The following is a 24648-nucleotide window of genomic DNA, read 5'->3' as shown; positions in this document are numbered from 1 at the left end:
AACTAAGACGCTGAACGCGCAGTTCGAGCAACAGCCTTAACCCGCCAAAGCAAAATAAAGGCAAGGCTTGCAAAGCCAATGGCAGCAAAGTAAAACACAACCGTTGTTGAAAGATGCTCTACGCTCATACCCACTAGTAACGACGCTAAAATAACCCCGATGTTTTGAGCAATATGCACTTTGGCAAAGTCGCTGCCGTAATGTGCAGGCTCACTTTTAGCAAATAGCATTACTTCTAGCAGTACCATCACTTGAAATAGCGCAAAACCATATAAAACACGTGATAAAATTACTAACCCCACCGACTCCTGCGCTTGTAAATAAAGCCCAAGCGCCCCTAAAATAAGTGCACATAACAAAGTGCTAGTGCGGCTTAATGTTGGCAGTGGTAAATGCTGCCTGAAATGGTTAAAAACCAGCATAACAAGCGCGGCAAAGGCAGGAATGGCGTATACAACAGCGCTTTGCAAGGTGCTGCTTTGTGCGTTTAATGCTTGCCAATGAGTAGTAAAGAAAGGGCGAATTAAAAACGCGCTAAAATAAACCACCACACTTAAAAAGCAAAATTGCCAAATAAAATAGGGAATACGTTCTCGCGGTTTTTCAGTCGCTATTGCTTGCTGATAAATACCTGTTTTTAATGAATACATTAAGTAGGCGCATAATAAAACCTGGACTAGATCACCGGCACTACTGAGTAATAACGCATAGCGTGGCTCTGCTAAACTAAAGAAATAACCACCAATTAAAGCACCACCAATCGCACCAAAATGCATCAATACAGAAAACAAACCAATAATAGATAAATGCTTAGTTTGTTGCTCTAATCGCAGTGCAAATGGGTATATAAGTAGGTAGCTTGCCTTTAGCACCAACATAAATTGGTAGTAAATCCAAAACTCCCATACATTGGTCGCAAAGTAGCAAAGCAAGCCAAAACCAGCGGCTACTACTTGGGTTACTAACCACAAAGCCAACTCATTGTATTTTTTAGCGACCTTAGCCCATAGTGGTAAAGCCAGCATTACAGTAATACAACAGTTAGCCACAAAGAGGCCGATTAACGTGGCGTTACTAATAGCAAATTCACTAGCAAAAAATTGCGGATAAAACGGTAGCAACAAGGTATCGCATACCACCGAAATAACCGTCAGCAAAATTAGCGCTAAACGAAGACTCATGCGGCGCTACTCTGCTGTTGTGCTGATAGGGTTACATCACTTAAATCAAAGTTTTGAAAAGCAATTTTTTGCTCAACCTGATAAGGCGAATAACCTAAAATTTCACGTAAAATAATACTATTACGGTAGCAAGCCATACCTAAATCTGGAGTTACAAAACCATGAGTATGCTGCTCGGCATTTTGTACAAAAATACGTTTTTGTTCGTTATCTACCGCATATTCACGACTCACTAAATAACGACCTTGCTCATCTTGGGGTAATTGGTGGGCAATATTATTTAAAAAAGCAGGGCGCTGATATTTAAAGCCCGTGGCGCAAATTAAAAAGTCGGTTTCTATTGAAAAGGGCTGCTCAAGCTCCTGATGATAAAACTCAGTCAGTAAACGCTTACCTACTTTTTGAGTACCTGTTAGCCTGCTGTTAGTTTTAAATGTAGTAGAAATTGGCCCATCAAGGCTTTGTGCGTAGAGGGTGTCGAAAATGTCGTTAATTAAATCGCCATTAATGCCCTTAAATAGATTTTTTTGGTTTTGATTGAGCCAATCTCGCTGCTCAGTTTTTAAATTATAAAAGTAATCTACATACTCAGGAGAGGTCATTTCAAGGGTGAGCTTGGTATACTCAAGCGGAAAATAGCGCGGTGAACGTGCTATCCAATCTAACTGTAAGCCTTGCGGTACTGCTTGTTGCAATAAGGTGTGGTAAATTTCTGCTGCACTTTGCCCAGCCCCTACCACAGTAACCCGTTTAGCCGCTTTTAATTCATCAAGCCGATGACAAAAATCGCTACTGTGCATTACGTTATTTGAGTTACTTTGAACAGCGCAATCAGGAATATACGGTGCAGGCCCTGTGCCCAAAACAATATGGCGAGTCACATAATGTTGCATGCCATTAGGGGTGTTACAGCTAACGGTATAACACTCACTTTGCGGGCAAAACACAACTTGAGTGACTGTTTGTTCAAAATTAATATTTGAAAGCTGCGAGCAAACCCATTGGCAATATAAGTTGTATTCACGGCGCAATAAAAAAAAGCTTTCGCGAATATAAAACGGGTATAAACGATTATTTAATTTGGCATAATTTAAAAAGCTATACTGGCTGGTTGGATCTGCCATGGTTACTAAATCCGACATAAACGGAGTTTGTAATGTAACGCCCTCAAGCATCATCCCTGGGTGCCAATCAAATTCACTACGTTGTTCTAAAAACAGGCTTTTTACATCTTTAAGCGGTTCACTTAAACACGCTAAAGATAAGTTAAATGGGCCAAGACCAATAGCTATAAAATCGTAAGGTTGATTATCCATTATGCAATTTCCCTATAAGTTTGCCATGCAATGTGGCTAATTTGCTCAATAACAGCGCGTACATCTGTTAATTGGCACTGCGCATTAAGCAATGTAAATTTAAGATAGTGACGGCCATTTATTTTTGTACGGGCAACCATGGCTTCACCGGTTTGTAAAAACGTTTGTCGTACATGCAGGTTTAAAGAGTCGAGTAAATCAAGGTCATGTTTTAAATCATCAGGGGCAAATCTAAATACTAAGGCACTAAGCTCGGGGTAGTTAACTACTTCAAAGTCGGGATGGTCGTTAAGTACAATATGCGTTTGGCGCGCAAGACCAATAACTTTATCGAACGCGCGACCCAGCGGCGCTTCTCCAGTGGTGCGCAGTGTTAGCCATAACTTTAAGGCATCAAAACGGCGAGTGGTTTGTAGGCTTTTATCAACCAAATTAGGCGTGCCATTTCCCGCCTCTGCTAATGGGTTTAAATAATCGGCATATAAAGTAATGTGGCTAAAATGGCGTTTATCGCTTAATAAAAAGGCACTACAACTAACCGGTTGCATAAATGATTTGTGATAATCAATAGTTATTGAATCAACCAACTCAATGCCATTAAGCGCATTTCGGTGGTGCTCGCTCACCAACAAACCGCCACCATAAGCGCCATCTACGTGGCACCATAGCTGCTCTTCTTTAGCCAGCATGGCAATATTATGGATTGGATCGATTGAGCCAAAATCGGTTGTGCCTGCGGTAATAACCACTGCAATGGGTAAATCACCTTGCGCTTTGCTTGTTGCTATGGCGGTTTTAAGTGCCTGCATATCCATTTGCATTTCGCGGTTTGTAGCCACCGGCACCACAGCGTTGTAACCTAAGCCCAGTAACGCCGCTGCTTTTTGAATACTAAAGTGCGCCACCTCAGAGCAATAAATTTTAAAACGCGAGGCAACAGCTGGTAAGCCCTGAAGTTTTACCTGATGCTCTGGCGCATAGCGGCTAACAGCCACTTCACGAGCAACTAACATTGCCATTAAGTTTGATTGCGTGCCACCACTAGTAAATACTCCATCGGCAGTGCTTGGCAATGCTGCTTTTTGGCATGTCCAATCAATCAGCTTTTGTTCGATTAAGGTCGCGCCTGCACTTTGATCCCACGTATCTACCGAGGTATTAATAGCGGCAATAATGTGTTCGGCCACCACAGCAGGATAGGTTACAGGGCAGTTTAAATGAGCCATATAACGCGGATGATGAAAGTACACAGCATGATCTAAATACACGCCTTTTAGCTCCTCAAGCACCGCCGGGAAGTCAGCCAAAGGCTGTGATAAATCAACATCGTTTACTACTTTTGCTAACGTATTTACCGACACACCTGAAAATGGCTTTTGGGCTTTAGCCATCGCTTGCTGTACTGCCGACAACCCTTGCAATGACGCTATCTGATAATTAATGAACTGCTCTAAATTGAATTGTGGGGGCAGGCCGCTTTGTTCAAATACAGCCTGTTTTTCAATGGTATTAATATTTAACACTTGAGATTGAGACACATCAACATTCCTTGAGTACACTTTTTAGGTGCAAGGATCTTAATGATAATGATTTCCATTTACAATAATGAAAAAAGATTAGATAGCAACTTTTTTTAAATTAGAGCTAATAAGCTTGTCGTATATTTTTAACAAAAATCGATAAACTACATTATTAAACGACAAGCATTACAAGCAAAAAAATAAACTTAAAAAAGAGAAAGTTAAGTAAATTATTTTAGCGATAGCAAAGCTATGTTTAGCCATTACTACCTATTTAAATGTGAGCAAAAAACACGCAACCGAGCTTAATAATCATTATTTATGAAATATTTAATACAATATTTAAAGTATTGGCGGTTTTTCTGTTACGTTGGTGTTTGTATTAACGCTAAAGGACGTCATGATGGAAGTAAAGCAACTAGCAAGTCAGACCTTAATCGGCTTAAAAGTAAGAACCTGCAACGCCAATGAAATGAACGCTGGCACTGCAAATATAGCTGAACTTTGGCAAAAATTTGGTGAAAAGTTTGCCAACAGCCTCACCCAAAACACTAAAGTGTATGGTGTGTATACTAATTACGAAAGCGATCTCACCGGCGATTTTGACGTAATTGCCTGCTGCGATAATTTATCAATTAAACTCCCTGAAGCTAAAAAAGTAACCACCCAAGCGGGGCGTTATTTGGTATTTAAAGGTGAGGGTGAAATGCCCGATGCAGTAATCGATTTATGGGGCGAAATTTGGCAATACTTCAGCTCAGACGATTGCCGCTATGAACGTACTTACACCAGTGATTTTGAGTATTATAAAAACAGTAACGAAATAGAAATTGCCATTGCAATTAAAGACTAAAAAAGGCTAGGTTTGTAAGCGCAAACCTAGCCTTTCATTGCTGTAATTTAACCCCTGCCTCACTGGTTATTACTTGCCAGCTTGGTTTTTAAATCATGTAAATTGCACGCCGTTATTGTAGGCTCAAGCTTCCAGGGATCAAAAATAGCCTCACTTGAGCGCTGTACCCACGCAGCACGCATACCGTGCGATAACGCCCCAATCACATCAAACGGATTACTCGATATCAACCAGGTATTAGCACCGGTTGAATGTGCCTGACGTAAAAAATGACTATAAACACCGGGGTTGGGTTTAAAGGTTTTAATGTCATCGGCGCTCACTACACCTTCAAAAAGATCACTTATGCCTGCCGTTTCGAGCAAAGTATTTACCGCACTGGCCGCACCATTAGAAAACGCAAATAACCGATAGTTTTGTGCTTTTAAGCTCTCAAGCCCTGCTTTTACATCATCAAATGCGGGTAGGGTTTTATAACGTGCTAATAACTGTGCTTTTTGCTCATCGCTTAAAGTTACCTTGTGCAGTAAACACGCATAATTAAGTGCCTGCTCAGTACACACCGAAAACGGCACGTAGTTTTGCATTAAGCCGCGTCTAAACGAATATTCGAGTTGTTTTTCACGCCAAGTAGTTGAAAATGCGTGCGCGTTATCACCAACCATATTTTCAAGTAACGACACCACGCCATGGGTATTTATAAGCGTACCGTATACATCAAACGCCAGTGTAGTTGCCATTAATGACTCCTGTTTAAATCGTTACTAAAACGCAATTTTACTACTCAATATTAATCACTTTATCAGTTAATAAAGTACAGTAAAAGCGCCCGCGTTTTAAGCAGTTACTGTAAACCCCCGTTACGGTTTGGTTAAAAATAGCGCATAGTAAATTGGGTGTCTAAAGTGAATACTTCAACACACTGGGGTTCAATATTAATAATTTACAGTACATGTTTGGGCGTTGCTTTGTTGGCAGTAATGAAAGTCTAAAAAATAAAACGCTTTTGCAGGGTTTTTATTATGCTTAATTACGTTATACATTAACTGCGCACTGAGTCGCCCCATTTCATATGGATTTTGACCAACGTTTGATGAAGATAACCCTTTGCTAAGCGCATCTAATTGTATTTTTTCGGTATCTGCTGAAACAATAATAAGTTCTTTTGAATCAAGTTTATGTTTGTAGGGTGTCATCAAGTTTATATACTCGGTATTAAATTGCGCAAAACCGGCAACAGCAACAAATGCAGGAGGCTTGTCCATCTTAGTAAGGCTTTTTACTTGCTCTAACGAGGCGCCCCTTTTTCCTAAACTATAAAGAGGGCAGCGGTTATACTCGCTCCAGCCATTTTCTCCCGATAAGCGCTGACTACTTTGCCCAGAAAGCGCAAACCTAACACCTGCGATTCTTTTATTTAAGTTTGGTGCAGTAGGATGACCAGATTGAATACAAATACGCTTATTTTCTTCACTTACTAAATTCTTTAATTGATTGCCTAACGCAACACCAAAGTCAAAATTATCAGTACCAACGTAAGCGAGCCTGTACTGGTGATCTTTTGCTAATAAATCTGAGTCAAAAGTAATAACAGGAATGTTTTTTTCAAATAAATCTTTAAGGGCTCTCTCTACCAAATAATCAGAATCTGATATTGAAACTAATAAACCATCAATCCCACTTTTCATCATGTCATTAATAATTAAAGCTTGGGTTCGAATATCTTGATAATCATCAGGCCCATCATATTTACAGGTAACGTCAGGCCGCGACTTTGCAAACTCGGTACACCCTTTGTACGCCTGAATATAAAAGCTATCGTTTTTAGTTTTTCCCACTATGCCAATGACAAATTGAGCATTTGCAAAAAATGGCAAACACAGCAATACAAAAAATAATGAAAACGATATTTTAGGTTTGTAAATAGAGCAAGAGCTGTAAATAAACTTAGGTTTAATAAAAAACAACGACCAGTATCCTTAATTAAAACGGCATTAATTACAAATTGATATATCAGAATAGCACTTCAAAACAATATAGCTACTCCATTGAATATAAAGTAAAAAACAAGACTTAACTGCAGTGCTTTTATACTAGGCGATGGTAATAGTAATTTTTTGCAAACAAACAGCTTAGCATTCAGTTGAGTGCTGTAAACCCCCGTTACGATTTGGTTAAAAATACCGCATGGTAAGGTGGTTTTTAATCAAAAAATAAATCAGCAGCGCTTTTAAGTCAGAAACATTCGCGTTGTTTTAGGAAGGGTTGTTGAGTTCATAAGTGCTCGATAGCAATCAAAGAACGTAATAGCTAAAAGTAGGGTTTATTAGCTTATTTTTTCGGGATAGGCTTGTGAGCAGTCAAATTTGAGCAAAGACTGAGCATTGAGATTGGAGGAATATAATAGTTAATCAATTCGTCAAACAGCTCATTGCGCGTATATTCATGAAAATGAGCGCTGCGCGCATATTGTTCTATTTAACTTTGCTTAATATTTTTATAAAACTTAATGATAGTAATACGTTAGGTTATTTGCTAAAACTATATAAAGTAGAAAAATGAGCGTGGCGTCGGCAGAAATATGCGCGATCAGCGCACTATTAAATTGTTATGCATAAGGAACTAGCATGGATTCACATTTCCAATATGAGAAATCATTTAAGTCTCGTCCTCACGTAGTTTTAATGGGGGCAGGGGCAAGTGTTGCTACTATTCCAAATGGCGATAAAAATGGAATGAAAACTTCCGTTATGGATGGCTTTATTGAAAAGCTTGGGATGAGCGAAATCATTGCAAACTTAAACCTAGAAACGAGCAGTGATAACCTCGAAGATATCTACGCAGAAATAGCAAGTAAGGCTGAATATGAAGACGTTAGGAATACGTTAGATGAAAGTATACGGGATTACTTTAGTGCATTTGAAATTCCTGATGAGCCGACGGTATATGACTATTTATTACTTTCACTAAGAGAAAAAGACTTGGTGGCTACATTTAATTGGGATCCTCTATTAATTCAAGCATATCAACGTGTTTCTAAACTAACTAATAAATTACCTGATTTAGCTTTTTTACATGGGAATGTGTTAGTTGGCTACTGCTTAAACCATAAGCATGGCGGTAAACTTGATAATGATTGTCCTGAATGTGGTAAAAGATTTAGCCCTAGCCGTCTCTTATACCCTATAAGTCAAAAAAATTATAACGATGATCCATTCACATCTGATAATTGGAAAGCCTTAAAGAATTACTTATCTAGAGCTTACCTAGTTACCATCTTTGGATATAGTGCCCCGAAAACTGATGTTGAAGCAATTGATTTGTTAAAAGGTGCGTGGGGGAATATAGATACAAGAAACATGGAAGACTTTGAATTTATCGATATTCAGAATGAAGATGCATTAATAGCTACATGGGACAAATTTGTTCATACACATCACTATACTTACACAACTAGCTTTTTCGAGTCGTCATTAGCTAAATATCCCCGAAGAACTACTGAAGATTTATTCGACCGAACTCAGAATTGCCATTGGACTTCCTCCGTAAATCCATTTACACAAAATATGACTTTTTCAGATTTACAAAATATCGTAACTAACCTTGTGTTAGAGGAAGAAGAAAATAAAGATGGTTTTATTACACTACCTAATGCATAGGGTGTTATGCATAACAAGGCACTTAAACGGAACTAAAACAGTGGGTTACGTTTCGCTACGCTACACATTTTAACCCACTATTTTAGTCCGCTTAGTGCGGCGTTATATGCCCAAACGGAGTTCGTAGCATAATTATGGAATTAACTAATCCTCTCCCACCACAAGATAATGAATTTGAAGCCCTGAAAACTGGTTTGACGGAATTTAACGAATCGCATACTGGTACTGTGTTTAGAAAAAAAATATCTTCATTCATAAAAGATGAATCAGGTGTGATTCTTGGCGGCATTCTAGGTGAAATCAACTGGAACTGGATGCATATTCAGGGACTTTGGATTGATGAAAGTATTCGTGAAGGTGGATGGGGAACAAAATTATTATCTCGTATGGAGGAATATGCTTTATCTCAAAATATCCCTAGCATTAGGTTGGAAACGACTACATTCCAAGCGCTAGATTTTTATATCAAAGCAGGTTATTCAATTTTTGGCGAATTACCTGATATGCCTAAAGGGCACACTAGTTATTTCTTACAGAAGCAACTGGGCATATAACAAGCTAATAAATAAGGACAATGCTCCTCACTCGTTTTAGCCAACAATTTTTTGCCCATTATTAGGGCGTTATGCACCAATGATTAACCACAAGAACACCGGAGAGAAAGATGGATTTTGATAAGTTGGCATACCCTGAAAAATTAACTATCTCAGGCATCGAATACAAAGGGCAACGTAATATGTCCAAAGGTCAAGTGCTGGTTCCGTATACGGATGAGCCAGATGTGGGAATTGGCGATGTTATTACTCAAAAATCTGGTAATCGTGAGATACATCTTAAAGTTGTAGATGCATCATTTTTAGAGGGGGGATCTTTAGGCGTAGGTACTTCGCATCCTCACATGCTGACTCTTAAAGTCGAGAATACGACTGCACAGCCTCATGTCACTAAACATGGCGATTCCACTTTCAATATTGGTTCAATTAGTGGCGAAAATGTTCAGGTAGGTAACAGTAATACATTAACGACAAATGTGACTATTCAAGAGTTGGCAGAAAAAATCGCTAAAAGTGATGATCCTGAAGCCAAATCAAAACTGAAAGAATTCTTACAAAACAGCACTGTAGGTAGTCTTATTGGAGCAGGTGCTTCAGCTCTGATAGGCATTCTGTAAGTGCATAACAAGGCCATTAAATTCGCTCCCTTCGGTCACCCGACGCTCGCAAGCTCGCGCGGTTTATGGCGGCGTTCTCTGTAAATGGGGTACTTTCAAATCGATAATACCTAGCGGCTCGGTTAAGTTTAATTACTTTTGCTAGGTTTGTTGCACTCAACCCAACCAATATTCAACGAACTTAAACCTTTCACCTAGCACCTTTTAGCTTTCACCTTGCGGTGTAAACCCCCGTTACATTTTGATTAAAAAAGCCACACCTCAACATGTGTTAAGGTGTGGCTTTTTTGCAGCAGCTATAACTAAAAATTAAGCGACATTTGCTGCTAATAGTTCGTTACGTACTAACTCTGCGCCTTTGCTTAGGGCGTTGAGCTTACCGTTTGCAATATTGCGGGGCAGGGGGGCCATGCCGCAGTTGGTGCATGGGTAGAGTTTGTCGGCATCTACATATTTAAGTGCTTCGCGTAGAGTTTTGGCCACCTCTTCAGGGGTTTCTATAGTATTGGTGGCTACATCGATTGCGCCCACCATTATTTTTTTACCGCGTACGAGTTCGAGTAGCTCTATAGGTACATGTGAGTTTTGGCATTCTAGCGAAATAATATCAATATTAGATTTTTGCAGCTTAGGGAATACTTCTTCGTATTGTCGCCACTCTGTGCCGAGGGTTTTCTTCCAATCGGTGTTGGCTTTAATGCCGTAGCCGTAGCAAATATGCACGGCAGTTTCGCATTTTAACCCCTCTATGGCTCGCTCAAGGCAGGCTATGCCCCAGTCGTTTACCTCGTCAAAAAACACGTTAAAAGCGGGTTCATCAAATTGAATTATATCGACCCCTGCGGCTTCTAGCTCTTTGGCTTCTTGGTTGAGTATTTTAGCAAATTCCCACGCTAGTTTTTCACGGCTTTTATAGTGATCGTCATACAGGGTGTCGATCATGGTCATTGGCCCAGGCAGTGCCCATTTAATTGGTTGGCTGGTTTGCTGGCGTAAAAACTTGGCGTCTTCAACAAATACCGATTTAGTACGAGACACAGGGCCAACCACTGTGGGTACGCTGGCGTCGTAACGGTCGCGAATTTTAACTGTTTTACGGTTTTCAAAATCAACGCCATTTAAGTGCTCAATAAAGGTGGTTACAAAGTGCTGACGAGTTTGTTCGCCATCGCTGACTATATCTACGCCTGCAGTTTGTTGCTCGTGCAGGGAAATACGCAGAGCGTCGTGTTTGCCATCTACCAGCTCGCTACCTTGTAATTTCCACGGTGACCATAAGGTTTCGGGCTCAGCAAGCCATGACGGTTTTGGCAAGCTGCCTGCTGATGATGTAGGTAATAGTTTTTTCATAATAAATGCTGCCTTTAATCTTGTTGTGTAATTAAGCGATACTTGCTGAGAACTGCTGCAGTACTGACTGATAAGGCTTAATAAAATGCTGCTCGGTAAATTTGCCTTGCTCAACCGCTAATTGACCTCGTTCTGCGCGGTCATACACAATTTGCGTTAATGAATGATCGTCATTTTTTAAATTCGGTTTATAACGACTACCTGCGGCGGCATTAGCGTTATAAATTTCTGGACGATAAATTTTTTGAAACGTTTCCATGGTGCTAATGGTGCTAATTAGTTCAAGGTTGCTGTAGTCGTTAAGTAGGTCACCAAAAAAGTAAAACGCTAACGGCGCAACGCTGTTTGGTGGCATAAAGTAGCGCACTTGTAAGCCCATTTTTTTAAAGTATTGCTCAGTTAACGACGACTCATTAGGCTGATACTCTACGCCTAAAATAGGGTGTAAGTTTTCGGTTTGCTGATAGGTTTTGTTATCAGACACGCTTAAACATATAACCGGTGGCTTTTTAAAGTGCTGTTTATAGGTATTTGAGTTTACAAAGCATTTAAACAACTTGCCGTGTAAGTCACCAAAGTTATCAGGGATACTAAATTGCGGTTTGCTTTTGTTATGCTCAAGCAATAACACGCTAAAGTCGTAGTCGCGCACATACGATGAAAAGTTATTACCCACCATGCCTTCAATTCGCTCGTTAGTTTGGCGGTCAATAATATTAGTTTTTAATACCTCAATTGACGGAAATGCCTGACCATTGCTTGCAATGTCTAAATCGACCGAAATGATCTCTAGCTCAACCTCGTAACGATCCCCTTGTGGGTTATCCCAACTGGCCAGTGCATTAAAACGATTGTTGATCATTTTTAGGGTATTACGCAGGTTTTGTTGGCGGCTTTCACCCCTAGCTAAATTAGCGAAATTGGTCGTAATACGTGTGTTATTTGATGGATGGTAGTTTTCATCCAAGTTAGTGCTTTTAATAGTAAATGTAAGATCAGTGCTCATAGCCGTATCCTTTCAATTTGAGTTGTTACTGCTTTTATCAATGACACATTACTCGCTGTTAAAACCAAACTAACGGGATAACTGTAATGGTGCTTTGCAGAGTTAATAAATTTATACGCGCTATGTAGCATGAAGAAAAACGGTATTATTTCAGGTAAAACATGAGCCAGATTCATTCTTTAACAAAGTTGAATGGATAAATTAGGCTAGTAGACGCTCCCACTCAGACAAAACCCACTTTAGAAGTCTAGATTTCTAGATGCTTTTACGGGTGTTGTGATTTATTCATACAAAACGTGAGTATTATTCAATGCTCATAAGTACTTAAAGTCCAATTTGCATAAACGGTTGTTGATATACTCGAATAAACTTAGGTGAGCTTAAGCGCTTTATTAAGCAGCTCGCCGTCGCAGAACTTTCCACAACATAAGAAGAGATAAAAGGAATGAGTGATTTAATAGTGTTAATTATATACTGCGCCATATTAGGTAGCGGTGTTGGTTTTTTAGCTGGCTTATTAGGAATAGGGGGCGGGCTGGTGATTGTGCCCATACTCAGCATGATATTACTGCACTTTAATGCTTTGCCACCTGAACAAGTAGTGGTGGTTGCCATTGCGACTTCGCTGGCCTCTATTTTATTTACTTCGACCTCGTCGGCTATTGCGCATCATAAAAATGGCAATGTACCGTGGGATATTGCACCTTGGGTTATGGCAGGCGTTGCCTTTGGCGCGCTCATTAGTGGCTTTATGGCCGCGCTGTTACCTGAGCATGTAGTGCGTTTGGTGTTTGCTGTAAGTGTGGTGTTAATTGCACTAAAAATGATTTTTTCTGGTAAGAATGATTCAGCAATAGCACGCTCGTTACCAAACAAAGGGTTGCTAAGCGTTTATACGATCATAACCGGTGGGTTATCTGCCATGATAGGTATTGGCGGCGGGGCAGTATTAGTGCCGTTACTGACGTTTTTTTCTGTTGATATGAAAAAAGCCATTGGCTGCGCCTCGGCCTCAGGCATTGTGATAGCCCTGTTTGGTTCAATGGGTTATATCAGTTCAGGCAGCCAGTTATTTAGCCTAAAAGAAGGATTTGCAGGCTTTGTATATTTGCCCGCTTTATTGGGTATTGTATGCACCTCATGGTTTACCGCACCACTCGGCGCTAAAGCTACCCATTATTTGCCAGTTTCAACTATAAAGAAAATATTTGCCGGCTTATTAATTGTAATGGCAATTAATATGTTTACTCGATAAGAGCATTTATATGAGCCTTAAAAAGACGCGGCATAAAGCCGCTACTACCTAGAATATTAACTACTAGTAGCAGCGGGTTCACCCCGCGTCGAGGTTAAATAATAGCCTTTAGCCCCCCCGTAACCCGCACCCCGACGCCCGTCAATCTTAAAACGATTAACTAAAATCTACGTCATTTGCGCATGCTTTATAAATTCATCATAAATACTGTCTTTAATGAGCCTGTCGGGCGTAAAGGCATAATAATGCTGATAAACATTATCAATTGTACCAATGTAATTTACGCCGTAATGGCGCTCCACTTCGGCTTTTACCAAAATAGGCGCAGGGAATATCCCGAACCCTTGCTCACCGAGTGATTTCATTAATGCGCTGTCGTCAACATGGCCTGCTATTGTCATTTCAATCTCTTGCTCTTGCAGCCAATAATAAATAGCACGCGCGACGGGGCTTTCTTTTGCGGGGAGCACTAAAGGCTTGTTGTTTAAAGACTGCGGAAACTGCTTATGTAATTGCGAATGCCATGTTTCGTTACCAAAAAGAGCGATTTGGCTTTTGCCTATTTCATGACAAAACGCCTTAAATGACAAGGTAGTATCGAGTGGTTTATCAGCTAACACTAAATCGATCTTATGAATCGCCATTTGTGCCAGCAGCTCATCTTGTTGGCCGTCAATACAGTGCAAGTTGGTAATACGGTCGTTATTAATTAAAGGCGCTAGCCACTTCGACACCAGTGATTTAGGCAACACGTCTGAAATACCGACCTTTAACGTTCGTGAGTATTGCGTGGTATCACCTTGCGTGGTTTCTAGCCATTCGTGAGCAATAGCAAACATATCATTGGTGTATTGCTGAGTTACATGGCCAAATTCAGTTAGCTGTAGGCCTCGGCCTTGGCGAACAAACAGTGGTTTTCCTAATCGTTGCTCTAAGTTAGTAATTTGTGAGCTGACCGTTTGCGGCGTTAAATTAAGTATTTTACTCGCCGCAGCAATACTGCCGTGCTTACTTACCTGCCAAAAATAATATAAGTGATTGTAGTTGATGTTGGTAATCATTCGAAAATACCTGTTTTAAAGTAAGAAATAATCAGCTTTTTCCTTTGCCACTAAGTTAGTAGATTACAGTCATGCCTGCAACATAGTTACTATTAAAAGGTGTAATTGCATGAAGCTAAAACTTACAGTTAAAGACAAGATAATTAACGCAAGTGAAAAGATGTCGCTTTTGAAGTTGATAAAAAGCCAATTGGCAAAACATGCTTTAAATATTCGTAAAGTAGAGATTCAAATAAATGATCTTTCGAGTGAGCGCCACGGCACTTTGCAGCAATGCAAAATTAATATTCTTTTGCCTGGGCTACCCAGTATTAATGTAAATACAAAAGGAAGAAGTATGCTGCAAGCGATAAAGCGGGCACTTAAAAGTTTGCAGCACATTCTCGTTAATAAGTATCAACCTTCGCAACCAAGCTCTTAATTTTTATTAATATCGCACTTGCAGTGGCATGGATGCTACTCTTTTAATACGACTCTAATTCCAAGCCATGTTTAGTATTAAACGATTCACTTATTACCTGTTGAGCCTTTAGCGCATTGCTATTGAGCAAAGCCGCCTTTCTTTGTTGGGTTTCGTTACACTCTACCCAACTTATGCTTTGTAAACCCCCGCACCATTTTGATTACAGAAGATTAAAATATTCTTTTAATATCCAGCGCTAACGTTTACGGGGTTAGGAATAACATTATTCTCTCGATACTTTTCTATATTTTGAGCAACAACTTTAGTTGCCGAAGAAATATTGGTTGGAGCTGAGATATGCGGTAACACTGTAATATTAGTATTACTCCAAATAGGATCTGACGATTCTAAAGGTTCTTTTTCAAATACATCCAGAACAGCATGAGATAAATGCCTCGTTTCTAGTAACTCCAGTAAGCCTTTCATGTCAACCACAGCGCCACGTGAGAAATTTATAAGCTTTGCTCCAGTAGGAAGTTCACTTAATAACGCTTTACCAAGAAGATGATAAGTATGCTGTGTTAGTGGTAATAAATTGATCAGAATATCTGTTTTGCTTAACATCTTTTGCAAACCACTAAAGCTTGAGTAACTACTAATACCATTAAACTGCTTTTTAGTTCTGCTCCAACAGCTTACTTGATAATCTAATTTTTTAAGCATACCTAAAGCTGCAATGCCAAGTTTGCCTGCACCCAATATACTCACTCGGAGCTCGTTTGATGTCACACAAGGTAATTGGTTCCATTGCTTATTATTTTGCTGTTGAGCGTACTCAGGCATATTCCGTTGTAAATATAGAGTCCAAGCAAGAACTGATTCAGCCATCGTTTTTGATAACTGTGGATCATCTAATTTAACCAATTTTACCTGTTTTCTAGGTAAATCATTAATTAATCGCTCTACACCTGCCCATAAGCTTTGTACCCATACTAAATTAACAAACCTTTCTAGGTCTTTTGGATCTGGGTTTGCAACAATTGCAATATCAACATCTTTAACCTGTGATTCACTAATCTGATGAGGCAAGAGTATTGTTTCATTAGTTAACTGTTTTTTAAGCATAGTTAACCATTGAGACTGAACCTCTACATTTAATCTACTTACGAAAACAATAATTCTCATGTATTAAAAACCTCATCCATTTGTAAAAAACCCTTAAGCTCTATTGGATTTCCAAACGGATCTAGAAAGAACATAGTGTATTGCTCTCCAGGTTGGCCTTTAAAACGAAGTGATGGCGGAATAATAAATTCAATGTTTGCGGTTTTTAACTTTTCCGCTAATCGCTTCCACATATTTATAGGCAAGATTACACCAAAGTGTGGCATAGGTACCGCGGTACCATCAACTTTACCGGTATACTCTGAACTCAATGGGATGCCTATGTGCAAAGATAATTGATGTCCGAAAAAGTTGAAATCAACCCAGCTTTCGGTACTTCTCCCCTGTTCTGCACCCAATAAGTCACCATAGAAATCGCATGCTTTTTTCAAGTCTGTGACATTTAACGCTAAATGAAAGATCGCTTTTTCCATGAAGAATCCTAGTTAATTTAAATATAATTTAACTATAAAATAGCATTCAAACACCGAAAGATTTACTATATTATTTTTACTTCGACCATAAGAATTTGTTTTGGACATTCGTTTTATATCAAGCTTAATAGAAGTTGTTGATACTGGTTCAATTGCGGCTGCCGCTAGGAATCAAATGTTAACTCCTGCAGCTGTTAGTCAGAGAATTAAAGCATTAGAAAACTCTTTGGCTTGCAAGTTACTCAACCGTGCAGGACACAGCGCAACTCCAACGTCAGAATGTTTAAAGATTTTACCTAGATTAAAACGCTTAGTTTCTGAAGTTGATGCTCTTCAAAGTGACTTAGATGAGACTGGTTTATCTGGAGAGTTAAAATTAGGTGCCATTTCAACGGTGCTAACCGGATTATTACCCAGTACAATTCAATATTTGACGACAAGTGCTCCTAACCTTTCTTTACAGATATTTCCAGGGACGTCTGCTTATTTATATAAACAACTGGTCGAAAAAAAATTAGATGTCATTATAATTGTTACACCTCCATTTATTTGTCCAAAATACCTAAAAATAACACCTCTTTATTCTGAAAAGCTTGGCTTTGTGTGCAGCTTAGAAAATAAACTTAACGTAGAAGAGTCTTTAATTACAATGCCTTTCATTCAGTATGATCGTTCTGCTTGGGGCGGAGCAATTGCAGACTCATATTTAATTGATAAAGATATTCATGTTAAACCTCTATGTGAAATTGACGCTTTAGAATCAATAGCACTAATGGTGGGTCGCGGTATGGGAGTTTCTTTGATGCCAATATTTAAGGGTTTAGAAGAAGGAAAGCACAATATCAAAGTGTTACCAATTTCAGGAAGTAAATATTTACGCCATATTAGCCTCATCTCTCATTTGAAAGTAGGTAAAGAGCCGCTTATAAAAGCCTTATTAGACGCTATTTTGCAAGATAACCAATAAAGTTCACTAGTACTTTCCTGATTATAAAAGTCACTTGGTTGTAGTTTTAATAAACGGAGGAAGGCTAGCTTTGGCAGAAAGTGAGCAAAATAATTCAGCTACTGAGCATTTGCTTAAAGTCCGAGCAAGTCAACTACAAGAGATATCAATCTCACGCACGGTTCAGCAAATATTACCGCTTATATATATCGATAAATTAAACTTTTCGAGTATAAGTATCAGTAACTAAAAATCTTTAAACCCCGCTGTAAACCCCCATTACATTTTGATTAAAAAAGCCACACACTATTTGTTAGTGTGTGGCTTTTTAGTATTTAAACTAACTAATCAAACTACTGATTCAATAGATTCTTCTCAAAAAAGTCAGCCATCATAGTATGGTAATGCAAAGTGGTGCCTTTGCCTTCGCGCAAGCTGTGTGAGCGGTTAGGGTATGAGAAAAACTCAAACTGTTTGTTGTGCTTAACGAGTTCGTCAATTAAGCGTTCTGAGCCTTGATAATGCACGTTATCATCGCCTGTGCCGTGAATAAGCAATAGCTTCCCGGTTAGGTTTTTAGCAAAGGTAATCGGCGAGGTGTTATCGTAACTCTCAGGATCGGTGTTTGGATTGCCTGCATAACGCTCTTGGTAAATGGTGTCGTATAAACGAATGTCTGGCACGGGTGCTGAGGCAATGCCTACTTTAAATTTATCACCGTGGCGGAACAATAAGTTAAGGGTTGAACTACCGCCCCCTGAATGCCCCCACACGCCAACGCGGTCAGTGTCTATTACATCCCAGCGTTTAGCCATAGCATCTAGGGCGTCTACTTGGTCTTGTACGGTAATTGAGCCGATTTTTTTATAAATCGATTTGCGCCAATCTCGGCCTTTTGGTGCACGTGTACCACGGTTATCAACCGATGCCACAATAAAGCCTTTTTGCGTTAGTAACGATTTATATAAGTAACTGTTACCTTCCCAGCGGTCTTGCACGGTTGAACCCCATGGTTCACCGTATACGTAAAAAACAATCGGGTATTTTTTACTTTTATCCATGTTCTCTGGGAACATAATGTAGCCGTCAAGCTCGGTGCCATCTTGCGCGTTTACTTTAAAAAACTCATGCTTTGGTAAGCTTTGTTCAGCCAGTTTTTGTTTAAGCTTTGTATTTTCAACTAAGGTTTTTACATTACTATGATCTGCCACTTTAATAATCTCTTTAGTCGGTGGCTTACCAAATTTTGAGTAAGTGTGCATAGCCCATGAGGCATCTTTTGACATGTAGTAGCTGTTTGAGCCTTCAAACTCAGCAGGTGTGACCCGTACCGGTTTGCTGCTGCCATCAAGCGGTGTGCTGTATAAATAACGCTGACCAGGATCGTTTGGCGAGGCAATAAAATACATTACGTTTTTATCTTCATTGATGCTCAGCATATCAATAATGTCGTAATCACCAGGGGTTAGGTCGATAATAGTTTTGCCATCGCGCGATACACGGTAAAGATGACGCCAGCCGTCGCGTTCGCTATGCCAAATAAAAAACTCACCGTCTTTTGACCAGTTTGCTTTATAAAACCACTCTATAAACGCATCGTCTTTGTCTTCTAAAATCTTGGTCAGTTGCTGCTTTTGCCAATCAAACAACCACACTTTGTTATGGCTTTGTGGGCGGTTTAAGTCTTGAATCATTAATTCATTACCGGTGCCTGCCCAGCTAATACGCGGAATATAACGGTCGCGGTTATCGCCTTCAAGCTCAGCCCAACGGGTTTGTTTGTCGCTAAGGCTTACCACACCAACACGCACGGCAGAGTTGGTTTCACCCGCTTTAGGATAAGGGAACTCTTTAAGGGTAGGGTACAGTTCGTCAGTGTTGTTGATCATAGTGAAAAACTTCACGTCACTGGTATCAAGCTGCCAATAGGCGATTGATTTGTTATCTGGGCTCCAACGAAAGCCATCAGCAATAGTAAATTCTTCTTCGTATACCCAATCAAAATTACCGTTAACAATGGTGGCGTTACCATCGGTTGTGAGCGCAGTTACATCGTTACTGCCAACCGATTGCATATAAATATTGTTGTCGCGTACGTAAGCCACTTTTGAGCTATCTGGCGAGAACTTAGCAAACATTAACTTAGTTGGCTCAACGTCTTTACCACCTAATTGCTGTAATTGGTTTGTCTCAAGGTTAAGTAACCAAAAGTCGCCTCTGCTGCGCGAACGCCAAACTTGCTCACTGTTGGTAAATACCATCAGCCATTTACCGTCTTTTGACCACTGATAGCTTTCGATTGCGAATGGCTCGTCTGCGCCCTCTGGCAACAGCTTTTCAAACTCAACCAATACTTTACGGCCTGTGCCGTCAGCATTGTAAAATACAATGTCGTTGCCTTTTACGCCGTGCTCTTTTTCGTCATCGGCGTTGTTATCATCTTCTTTTTCGCTTTCGCGCTCTTCAAGCACAGTGTAGCCAGTACCATCGTCTAGCCACTTAAAGTAAGTGCTTCGCTGGGTTTTAAATTCTTTATCTTTATAAATTTGCGTTAGGCTTAATGGGTTATTCACGGTGCTCATCGCTGCATTATTGTTGGTTGTTATGCTGGTACTTGAACATGCTTGCAAGCCTAAGCCCGCAACAATGGCCAGTGCCAAGCCCGATATTTTGATCAGATTCATTGTTATTGTTCCTTGGGTCTGCTGACCTTTATAGATTAAGGCGCTTATTACATTTACTGTAACAAAATAACCTACACAATATCAGCATGCTTAACGCACAAAGCTATGGTTTAAACCCAAACTTTTATAATTAATTACCATGCTGGATTTTTAAATTCATCACTGAGCGTGTCGATTAGTGCTCTTACTGTTGCCGATAAATGCTGACGAGAAGGGTAAAGCACATATATTTTCATTGGGTTTAATGTCCATGGCGCTAATACACGCTGCAAGCGACCATCAAGTATATATTGATTTGCCAAATACGTAGGCTGTACTGAAATACCACCACCGGCTATGGCTGCATGAAGTAATGTGGTGGCCTCGTTTGCACTTAAATTGCATTTAACATCAACAGATTGAAACTCATCCCCGTTGTGTAAATGCCAAATATATCGGTCGAAGTTTTTATAGCCTAAACACTGATGAGCGCTTAACTGTTGTGGTGTCGTTATTGGCGGATAATCAGCAAGGTAGTCGGCTGAGGCCACTAATATAGATTCACACTCGGCAATAGGTTTACCTATTAACGAAGGATCAGGATTGGCTGCAATACGTATTGCCAAATCAACACGTTGCTCTATTAGATCTGTGGTTGAGTCTTCAAGATCTATGTCTATTTGCACGTTAGGGTGACGTTTCATAAAACGTGTAAATATAGGGGCTAATTGTGCAAAACCTAACGACATACTGGTCGCTACTCGTATTTTACCTGACAACTGTTGCTGGCTTTTAGTTTGTTCAACTAAACGGTTAGCCTGTGCTAACCATTGCTCTATTTCGGGTAAACAGGCCTCGCCGGCGGTGGTAAGCGTTACTTTACGGGTAGTGCGATGCAATAAGCGCGTATTTAACCAGGCCTCTGCCGACTCAATATGACGAGTAACCATAGGGCGTGACATTTCAAGCCGATCGGCAGTAGCAGTAAAACTGCCTGAGTAGGCAACATCCACAAAAACCTGCGCTGCGGTGAGTTTATCCATAGTATTTGCACGATTTATGAAACAATGATGCTAATTATTGGTTGTTTTTCTGAACATATCAAACCTTTATTATGCTCGCATTAGCAACCAATGATGAGAATACTATGAACCTACGCACTCTTTTACTAAGCACACTATTAGCCAGCAATATCGCTATTGCAGACGAAACCCCACTAACCCTTGATGTGTATAACGCTGACAGCAATAGCTTTCATGTTAATGCCACGCTGGTTTATGGCCGTACCGATGCAATTTTAATTGATACCGGATTTACCAAAGCAGATGCACTGCGCATTGCCGCCAAAGTAATTGACTCTGGTAAACAACTAAAAACTATTTTTATTAGCCAAGCCGATCCTGATTACTACTTTGGCGCTGAAGTGTTACAGCAGTTTTTTCCTGACGCAAAGATTATAACCACACCGGCAGTGCACCAAAAAATAGCAGCAAAGCTTAAAGGTAAACTTGCTTTCTGGACGCCAAAAATGGGGGAAAACGCCCCAAAAAACCCCGTTGTTCCTGAGGTATTTAATGGTAATAGCTTAAAAATAGAAGGCCATACCATTGAAATTCGTGGTACAGAGGGTGAGCATAATCATCGTCCTTATTTATGGATACCTGATAACAAAGCTATTTTAGGTAATGTGGCTGTATACGCCAATGTTCATTTATGGATGGCCGATGCGCAAACTCAAGCAGCGCAAAATGCCTGGGCAAAACAACTTAATGAAATGAAAGCACTTAAACCTGACGTGGTGATCCCAGGGCATATGAAAGCAGGCACCCAATTAGATGCTGCAAATATTGATTTTTCAATCCAGTATTTAAAGGATTTTGCACACGCTAAGCAAAGTAGTGATAGCAGTAAGCTGCTGATAGATAAAATGACCAACTCATACCCTGAGGCTGTATTACCTATGGCTCCTAGCATTGGTGCTAAAGTTCATAAAGGCGAAATGAAATGGTAATTGCCGCTTAACCGCTGCAATAAATGCAGAAGAACCAAAAACACGCCTAGCAAAGTCTGGCGTGTTTTTTATTATTGCCACAAATACATACTGGCTCGCTTATTGGCAATATTTAATTCAAATACCTCAGTGCTTGCACACATAGCAGCGCCATAGCATACATGTAGCGGTAACAAGTGCTCTTCTCTGGGGTGATTAAAGCGTGCAGCAGGAGCTTGCTGCCATGCTAATAATTGCTGTTCACGCTGTTGCTCGGTTAATGTTTGATCTGCGATTGTGCTTACCAGCCAATTTTCAAATGCCAGGTTTTGCTGATTAACATCGCTTGATTGGGTAACACCAAAAGCGCGCATATTATGGAAGGTAAAGCCTGAGCCTATAATTAATAAGTTATCGTAATCAATACTTTGCAGCGCTTTACCAATTTCAACATGCAACAGCGGGTCGAGGCTTGGATGCAAGGATATTTGCACACAGGGAATATCGGCCTCTGGGTACATAATTTTTAACGGTACAAACATACCGTGATCAAAACCACGCTGTGAATCGAGTTTTGAGTCAATATTATGTGTTGCGAGCGCCTGCTGTACTAAATTAGCAAGTTGCGGCTGGCCAGCACAAGGGTAAGTTAATTGGTACGCCTGCTTAGGAAAACCATAGTAATCGTAAATAAGTGGCGGTGAAGAGTGCGCGGTTATACTAATTGGTTGAGCTTCCCAATGCGCGCTGACCATTAAAATAGCAGAGGGCTTTGGGATTTTAGCGGCAACCTGTTCTAAGCAGGATCGCATTTCTGCATGGTTGGCATCACCTAGTAATGGCATTGGGCCGCCACCATGAGAAATGAAAAAAACGGTTGGGCGTTGCATGTGGTTAATCCTAAAGGACAGGTATTATTATAGTGCCTGCGCCGTCAGTAAATAACTAGCCACATAAACGCACAACCTCAGTGCGCAAAAATTATGTGCGGTGTTTATTCATCAAGCTCTAAGTGAGCGCGTTCAACGCTTTCTTGAGGTAACTCTTTTTGCACCGATACACCAAGCTCCTTAAATTCTGAGGCTTGTTTAATTAAGTTACCTTTACCACGGTATAACTGAGAAAATGCTTTATCGTAAGTTTCTTTGGCTTTATCAAGCTGTTTACCCACGCCTTCCATACTGGTTAAAAAGCCATTGAGTTTACTGTAAAAACGCTCAGCACGATTAGCCAGCTCTTTTGAATATTTAGTTTGCTCTTCAAAGCGCCATAACTGTTTAACAATATTTAAACTGGTTAATAGGGTAGTAGGGGTAGCAACCAAAATGTTTTTTTCTATTGCTTGCTGGTAAATGTCGCTTTGGTATTTAAGTGCTTCTACAAAGGCGGATTCTATGGGTACAAACATAATAACAACCTCAGGCGAGTTTATACCTGGTAGGCGATCATAGGATTTACTGGCCAGCTCATTTATACGGGCAGTTACGGCATTTACATGCTCTTTAATCGCTTGTTGAGACTCAAGCTCTGTTTCGGCATTTACATAACGGGTATAGGCATTTAACGATGTTTTTGCATCAATCACTAAGTGGCGACCTTGAGGTAAATACACCACAACATCAGGGCGCAAACGGCCGTCTTCGGTATTAAACGACACTTCTCGCTTGTAATCGGTGCCAGCGCGCAGGCCTGCGCTATCAAGCACGTTTTCTAGCATGAGTTCGCCCCAATTACCTTGGGTTTTCTTTTGCCCTTGTAAGGCATTGCTTAGCTTATCGGCCTGCTCGGTAATTGCTTGGCTTTTGGCTTGTAAATGCAGCAGCTCAGTTTTAAGTGCAGCACGTTGCTGTAAGTCTTCAACGTGAATAGACTCCATTTTATCTCTAAAGCCTTTTAGCTCACCTTGAACCGGCTTAAGTAACTGCTCTATGCTTTCTTGATTGAGGGTTTTAAATTTTTGCGACTTTTCTTCTAATATTTGGTTAGCTAAATTTTCAAATTCTTTTTTAAGCGTTTCTTTACTTTGCTCTATATGGGCGAGTTGTTCACTAAAATGCTGCTGCTTTTGCTCAAGGGTAGTGCGTATATTATTAAGCTCTACATCGCGCAGATTGTATTGCTCGCGCAGGGCGGTTAGCTCGGCTTCGGCTTTACGCCAATATTGATTATAAAGTTGGCTTTGCTTTTCTTGCTCAGTTAAACGGGTTTTAAAATGCTGAGACTGATCCCGCTGCTCTTGATGTGTAAGTCCTAATAAATCGTGCTCTTCAACCAACGCGGCATATTGGCTTTGTGTTTGCTCATGCTGGCTTTGTAATAACATTAACTGTTGTTGTTGCTCATTTACTTGGCGCTTTATTTTTTTGCTTAATTGCATTGATACAACACCACAAATAGCCATGCCTGTTATAGCGCCAGCACTTACACTTAACCAATCTAAATGGGATAAAAACGAAGTAAACATAAAATAAACTTTTAAAATTTAGTGACATGCCATCATAACGAATAACGCTCTTTAGCAGTAGGGGTAACGCACTAAATTAAGCGCATAAAAAAAGCCAGCTATTAAAGCTGGCTCAATATTACTTAATCAGTAATCAAACAGGGAAATCAACATGAAACTTGTATAACAACACATCACTACAAGCATAATAGTAGACCCAGCTATTATTGATT

Annotated in this window: 22 protein-coding genes; 8 read left to right on the top strand and 14 right to left on the bottom strand. The window is 40.1% G+C overall.

From position 1 onward, the window contains the following. Positions 1-2: 2 nt before the first annotated feature. Genes CWB78_RS10075 through CWB78_RS10065 form a run of 3 tightly spaced genes read right to left on the bottom strand, consistent with a single transcriptional unit; the run spans position 3 to position 4035 of the window. Positions 3-1181 carry an MFS transporter gene (locus CWB78_RS10075; protein ID WP_138595365.1) on the bottom strand — a complete coding sequence of 393 codons (1179 nt, stop codon included), beginning with the start codon at positions 1179-1181 and terminating at the stop codon, positions 3-5. Then, positions 1178-2497: a lysine N(6)-hydroxylase/L-ornithine N(5)-oxygenase family protein gene (locus CWB78_RS10070; protein WP_138595363.1), complete on the bottom strand. Its 1320-nt coding sequence runs from the start codon at positions 2495-2497 to the stop codon at positions 1178-1180. Before CWB78_RS10070 ends, CWB78_RS10075 begins: the two co-directional genes overlap by 4 nt. After that, on the bottom strand, positions 2497-4035 hold the full coding sequence (locus CWB78_RS10065) for a pyridoxal phosphate-dependent decarboxylase family protein (RefSeq protein WP_010388768.1): 1539 nt from the start codon (positions 4033-4035) through the stop codon (positions 2497-2499). Before CWB78_RS10065 ends, CWB78_RS10070 begins: the two co-directional genes overlap by 1 nt. Before the next feature lie 385 nt (positions 4036-4420). On the opposite strand from CWB78_RS10065, the gene CWB78_RS10060 reads away from it, so the two are divergent. Then, positions 4421-4870 (top strand): GyrI-like domain-containing protein, encoded by a 450-nt coding sequence (locus CWB78_RS10060; protein WP_096038942.1) that lies wholly within the window; start codon positions 4421-4423, stop codon positions 4868-4870. A 59-nt stretch (positions 4871-4929) separates the two neighbouring features. Here CWB78_RS10060 and CWB78_RS10055 read toward each other — a convergent pair whose 3' ends face one another. Beyond that, a complete protein-coding gene (locus CWB78_RS10055) occupies positions 4930-5610 on the bottom strand; it encodes a haloacid dehalogenase type II (RefSeq protein ID WP_138595361.1) in 681 nt (226 codons plus the stop codon). 195 nt (positions 5611-5805) lie between these two features. Beyond that, positions 5806-6837 (bottom strand): substrate-binding domain-containing protein, encoded by a 1032-nt coding sequence (locus CWB78_RS10050; RefSeq protein WP_138595359.1) that lies wholly within the window; start codon positions 6835-6837, stop codon positions 5806-5808. A gap of 660 nt (positions 6838-7497) precedes the next feature. Between CWB78_RS10050 and CWB78_RS10045 the strand changes: the two genes are divergently transcribed. The 3 genes from CWB78_RS10045 to CWB78_RS10035 all read left to right on the top strand — a co-directional run bounded on the left by CWB78_RS10045 (position 7498) and on the right by CWB78_RS10035 (position 9700). Beyond that, entirely contained in the window at positions 7498-8529 is a 1032-nt protein-coding gene (locus CWB78_RS10045; protein ID WP_138595357.1) for an SIR2 family protein, read from the top strand. 134 nt (positions 8530-8663) lie between these two features. Then, positions 8664-9083, top strand: a complete 420-nt coding sequence (locus CWB78_RS10040) for a GNAT family N-acetyltransferase (RefSeq protein ID WP_138595355.1) — start codon at positions 8664-8666, stop codon at positions 9081-9083. 110 nt (positions 9084-9193) lie between these two features. Continuing rightward, on the top strand, positions 9194-9700 hold the full coding sequence (locus tag CWB78_RS10035; RefSeq protein ID WP_138595353.1) for a hypothetical protein: 507 nt from the start codon (positions 9194-9196) through the stop codon (positions 9698-9700). Between the two features lie 309 nt (positions 9701-10009). Here the strand turns inward: CWB78_RS10035 and CWB78_RS10030 are convergent, their stop codons facing one another. Further along, positions 10010-11050, bottom strand: a complete 1041-nt coding sequence (locus CWB78_RS10030; protein ID WP_058553254.1) for a methionine synthase — start codon at positions 11048-11050, stop codon at positions 10010-10012. Between the two features lie 31 nt (positions 11051-11081). Beyond that, positions 11082-12056: a DUF1852 domain-containing protein gene (locus CWB78_RS10025; protein ID WP_138595351.1), complete on the bottom strand. Its 975-nt coding sequence runs from the start codon at positions 12054-12056 to the stop codon at positions 11082-11084. A gap of 445 nt (positions 12057-12501) precedes the next feature. Here CWB78_RS10025 and CWB78_RS10020 point away from each other — a divergent pair, with 445 nt between their 5' ends. Further along, on the top strand, positions 12502-13311 hold the full coding sequence (locus CWB78_RS10020) for a sulfite exporter TauE/SafE family protein (protein WP_138595349.1): 810 nt from the start codon (positions 12502-12504) through the stop codon (positions 13309-13311). 167 nt (positions 13312-13478) lie between these two features. On the opposite strand, the gene nhaR is transcribed toward CWB78_RS10020, so the two are convergent. After that, positions 13479-14372 carry a transcriptional activator NhaR gene (nhaR, locus tag CWB78_RS10015; RefSeq protein WP_138595347.1) on the bottom strand — a complete coding sequence of 298 codons (894 nt, stop codon included), beginning with the start codon at positions 14370-14372 and terminating at the stop codon, positions 13479-13481. 109 nt (positions 14373-14481) lie between these two features. On the opposite strand from nhaR, the gene CWB78_RS10010 reads away from it, so the two are divergent. Continuing rightward, the gene (locus CWB78_RS10010; protein ID WP_138595345.1) at positions 14482-14793 is read left to right on the top strand and encodes a hypothetical protein; all 312 of its coding nucleotides are present in this window, start codon (positions 14482-14484) and stop codon (positions 14791-14793) included. Positions 14794-15018: 225 nt separating this feature from the next. On the opposite strand, the gene CWB78_RS10005 is transcribed toward CWB78_RS10010, so the two are convergent. After that, the gene (locus CWB78_RS10005; protein ID WP_138595343.1) at positions 15019-15960 is read right to left on the bottom strand and encodes a 2-hydroxyacid dehydrogenase; all 942 of its coding nucleotides are present in this window, start codon (positions 15958-15960) and stop codon (positions 15019-15021) included. Beyond that, positions 15957-16373: a VOC family protein gene (locus CWB78_RS10000; RefSeq protein WP_138595341.1), complete on the bottom strand. Its 417-nt coding sequence runs from the start codon at positions 16371-16373 to the stop codon at positions 15957-15959. Before CWB78_RS10000 ends, CWB78_RS10005 begins: the two co-directional genes overlap by 4 nt. 100 nt (positions 16374-16473) lie before the next feature. Between CWB78_RS10000 and CWB78_RS09995 the strand changes: the two genes are divergently transcribed. Then, entirely contained in the window at positions 16474-17340 is an 867-nt protein-coding gene (locus CWB78_RS09995; protein ID WP_138595339.1) for a LysR family transcriptional regulator, read from the top strand. A 332-nt stretch (positions 17341-17672) separates the two neighbouring features. Here CWB78_RS09995 and CWB78_RS09990 read toward each other — a convergent pair whose 3' ends face one another. Continuing rightward, positions 17673-20003 carry a S9 family peptidase gene (locus CWB78_RS09990; protein ID WP_138595337.1) on the bottom strand — a complete coding sequence of 777 codons (2331 nt, stop codon included), beginning with the start codon at positions 20001-20003 and terminating at the stop codon, positions 17673-17675. Positions 20004-20137: 134 nt separating this feature from the next. After that, a complete protein-coding gene (locus tag CWB78_RS09985) occupies positions 20138-21025 on the bottom strand; it encodes a LysR family transcriptional regulator (protein WP_138570354.1) in 888 nt (295 codons plus the stop codon). Between the two features lie 104 nt (positions 21026-21129). Between CWB78_RS09985 and CWB78_RS09980 the strand changes: the two genes are divergently transcribed. Further along, a complete protein-coding gene (locus CWB78_RS09980) occupies positions 21130-21993 on the top strand; it encodes an MBL fold metallo-hydrolase (protein WP_171040337.1) in 864 nt (287 codons plus the stop codon). Positions 21994-22064: 71 nt separating this feature from the next. Here CWB78_RS09980 and CWB78_RS09975 read toward each other — a convergent pair whose 3' ends face one another. Together CWB78_RS09975 and CWB78_RS09970 are read right to left on the bottom strand one after the other, a co-directional pair. Next, positions 22065-22862: a DODA-type extradiol aromatic ring-opening family dioxygenase gene (locus CWB78_RS09975; protein ID WP_138595333.1), complete on the bottom strand. Its 798-nt coding sequence runs from the start codon at positions 22860-22862 to the stop codon at positions 22065-22067. A 104-nt stretch (positions 22863-22966) separates the two neighbouring features. Next, complete coding sequence (locus CWB78_RS09970; protein ID WP_054201552.1) at positions 22967-24436, bottom strand: DNA recombination protein RmuC; 1470 nt, start codon at positions 24434-24436, stop codon at positions 22967-22969. Positions 24437-24648 lie beyond the last annotated feature (212 nt).

Source organism: Pseudoalteromonas sp. S1612 (assembly GCF_005887175.1).
GTDB lineage: Bacteria > Pseudomonadota > Gammaproteobacteria > Enterobacterales > Alteromonadaceae > Pseudoalteromonas > Pseudoalteromonas undina.
The sequence above is the reverse complement of the archived record's forward strand: the minus strand, read 5'-3'. Positions and strand labels throughout refer to the sequence as shown.

What these genes read in the sequence shown, in the direction of transcription:
- CWB78_RS10075 (WP_138595365.1), bottom strand. Translation starts at nt 1,181, where the DNA reads ATGAGTCTTCGTTTAGCGCTAATTTTGCTGACGGTTATTTCGGTGGTA.
- CWB78_RS10070 (WP_138595363.1), bottom strand. Translation starts at nt 2,497, where the DNA reads ATGGATAATCAACCTTACGATTTTATAGCTATTGGTCTTGGCCCATTT.
- CWB78_RS10060 (WP_096038942.1), top strand. Translation starts at nt 4,421, where the DNA reads ATGGAAGTAAAGCAACTAGCAAGTCAGACCTTAATCGGCTTAAAAGTA.
- CWB78_RS10055 (WP_138595361.1), bottom strand. Translation starts at nt 5,610, where the DNA reads ATGGCAACTACACTGGCGTTTGATGTATACGGTACGCTTATAAATACC.
- CWB78_RS10045 (WP_138595357.1), top strand. Translation starts at nt 7,498, where the DNA reads ATGGATTCACATTTCCAATATGAGAAATCATTTAAGTCTCGTCCTCAC.
- CWB78_RS10040 (WP_138595355.1), top strand. Translation starts at nt 8,664, where the DNA reads ATGGAATTAACTAATCCTCTCCCACCACAAGATAATGAATTTGAAGCC.
- CWB78_RS10035 (WP_138595353.1), top strand. Translation starts at nt 9,194, where the DNA reads ATGGATTTTGATAAGTTGGCATACCCTGAAAAATTAACTATCTCAGGC.
- CWB78_RS10030 (WP_058553254.1), bottom strand. Translation starts at nt 11,050, where the DNA reads ATGAAAAAACTATTACCTACATCATCAGCAGGCAGCTTGCCAAAACCG.
- CWB78_RS10025 (WP_138595351.1), bottom strand. Translation starts at nt 12,056, where the DNA reads ATGAGCACTGATCTTACATTTACTATTAAAAGCACTAACTTGGATGAA.
- CWB78_RS10020 (WP_138595349.1), top strand. Translation starts at nt 12,502, where the DNA reads ATGAGTGATTTAATAGTGTTAATTATATACTGCGCCATATTAGGTAGC.
- nhaR (WP_138595347.1), bottom strand. Translation starts at nt 14,372, where the DNA reads ATGATTACCAACATCAACTACAATCACTTATATTATTTTTGGCAGGTA.
- CWB78_RS10010 (WP_138595345.1), top strand. Translation starts at nt 14,482, where the DNA reads ATGAAGCTAAAACTTACAGTTAAAGACAAGATAATTAACGCAAGTGAA.
- CWB78_RS10005 (WP_138595343.1), bottom strand. Translation starts at nt 15,960, where the DNA reads ATGAGAATTATTGTTTTCGTAAGTAGATTAAATGTAGAGGTTCAGTCT.
- CWB78_RS10000 (WP_138595341.1), bottom strand. Translation starts at nt 16,373, where the DNA reads ATGGAAAAAGCGATCTTTCATTTAGCGTTAAATGTCACAGACTTGAAA.
- CWB78_RS09990 (WP_138595337.1), bottom strand. Translation starts at nt 20,003, where the DNA reads ATGAATCTGATCAAAATATCGGGCTTGGCACTGGCCATTGTTGCGGGC.
- CWB78_RS09985 (WP_138570354.1), bottom strand. Translation starts at nt 21,025, where the DNA reads ATGGATAAACTCACCGCAGCGCAGGTTTTTGTGGATGTTGCCTACTCA.
- CWB78_RS09980 (WP_171040337.1), top strand. Translation starts at nt 21,130, where the DNA reads ATGAACCTACGCACTCTTTTACTAAGCACACTATTAGCCAGCAATATC.
- CWB78_RS09975 (WP_138595333.1), bottom strand. Translation starts at nt 22,862, where the DNA reads ATGCAACGCCCAACCGTTTTTTTCATTTCTCATGGTGGCGGCCCAATG.
- CWB78_RS09970 (WP_054201552.1), bottom strand. Translation starts at nt 24,436, where the DNA reads ATGTTTACTTCGTTTTTATCCCATTTAGATTGGTTAAGTGTAAGTGCT.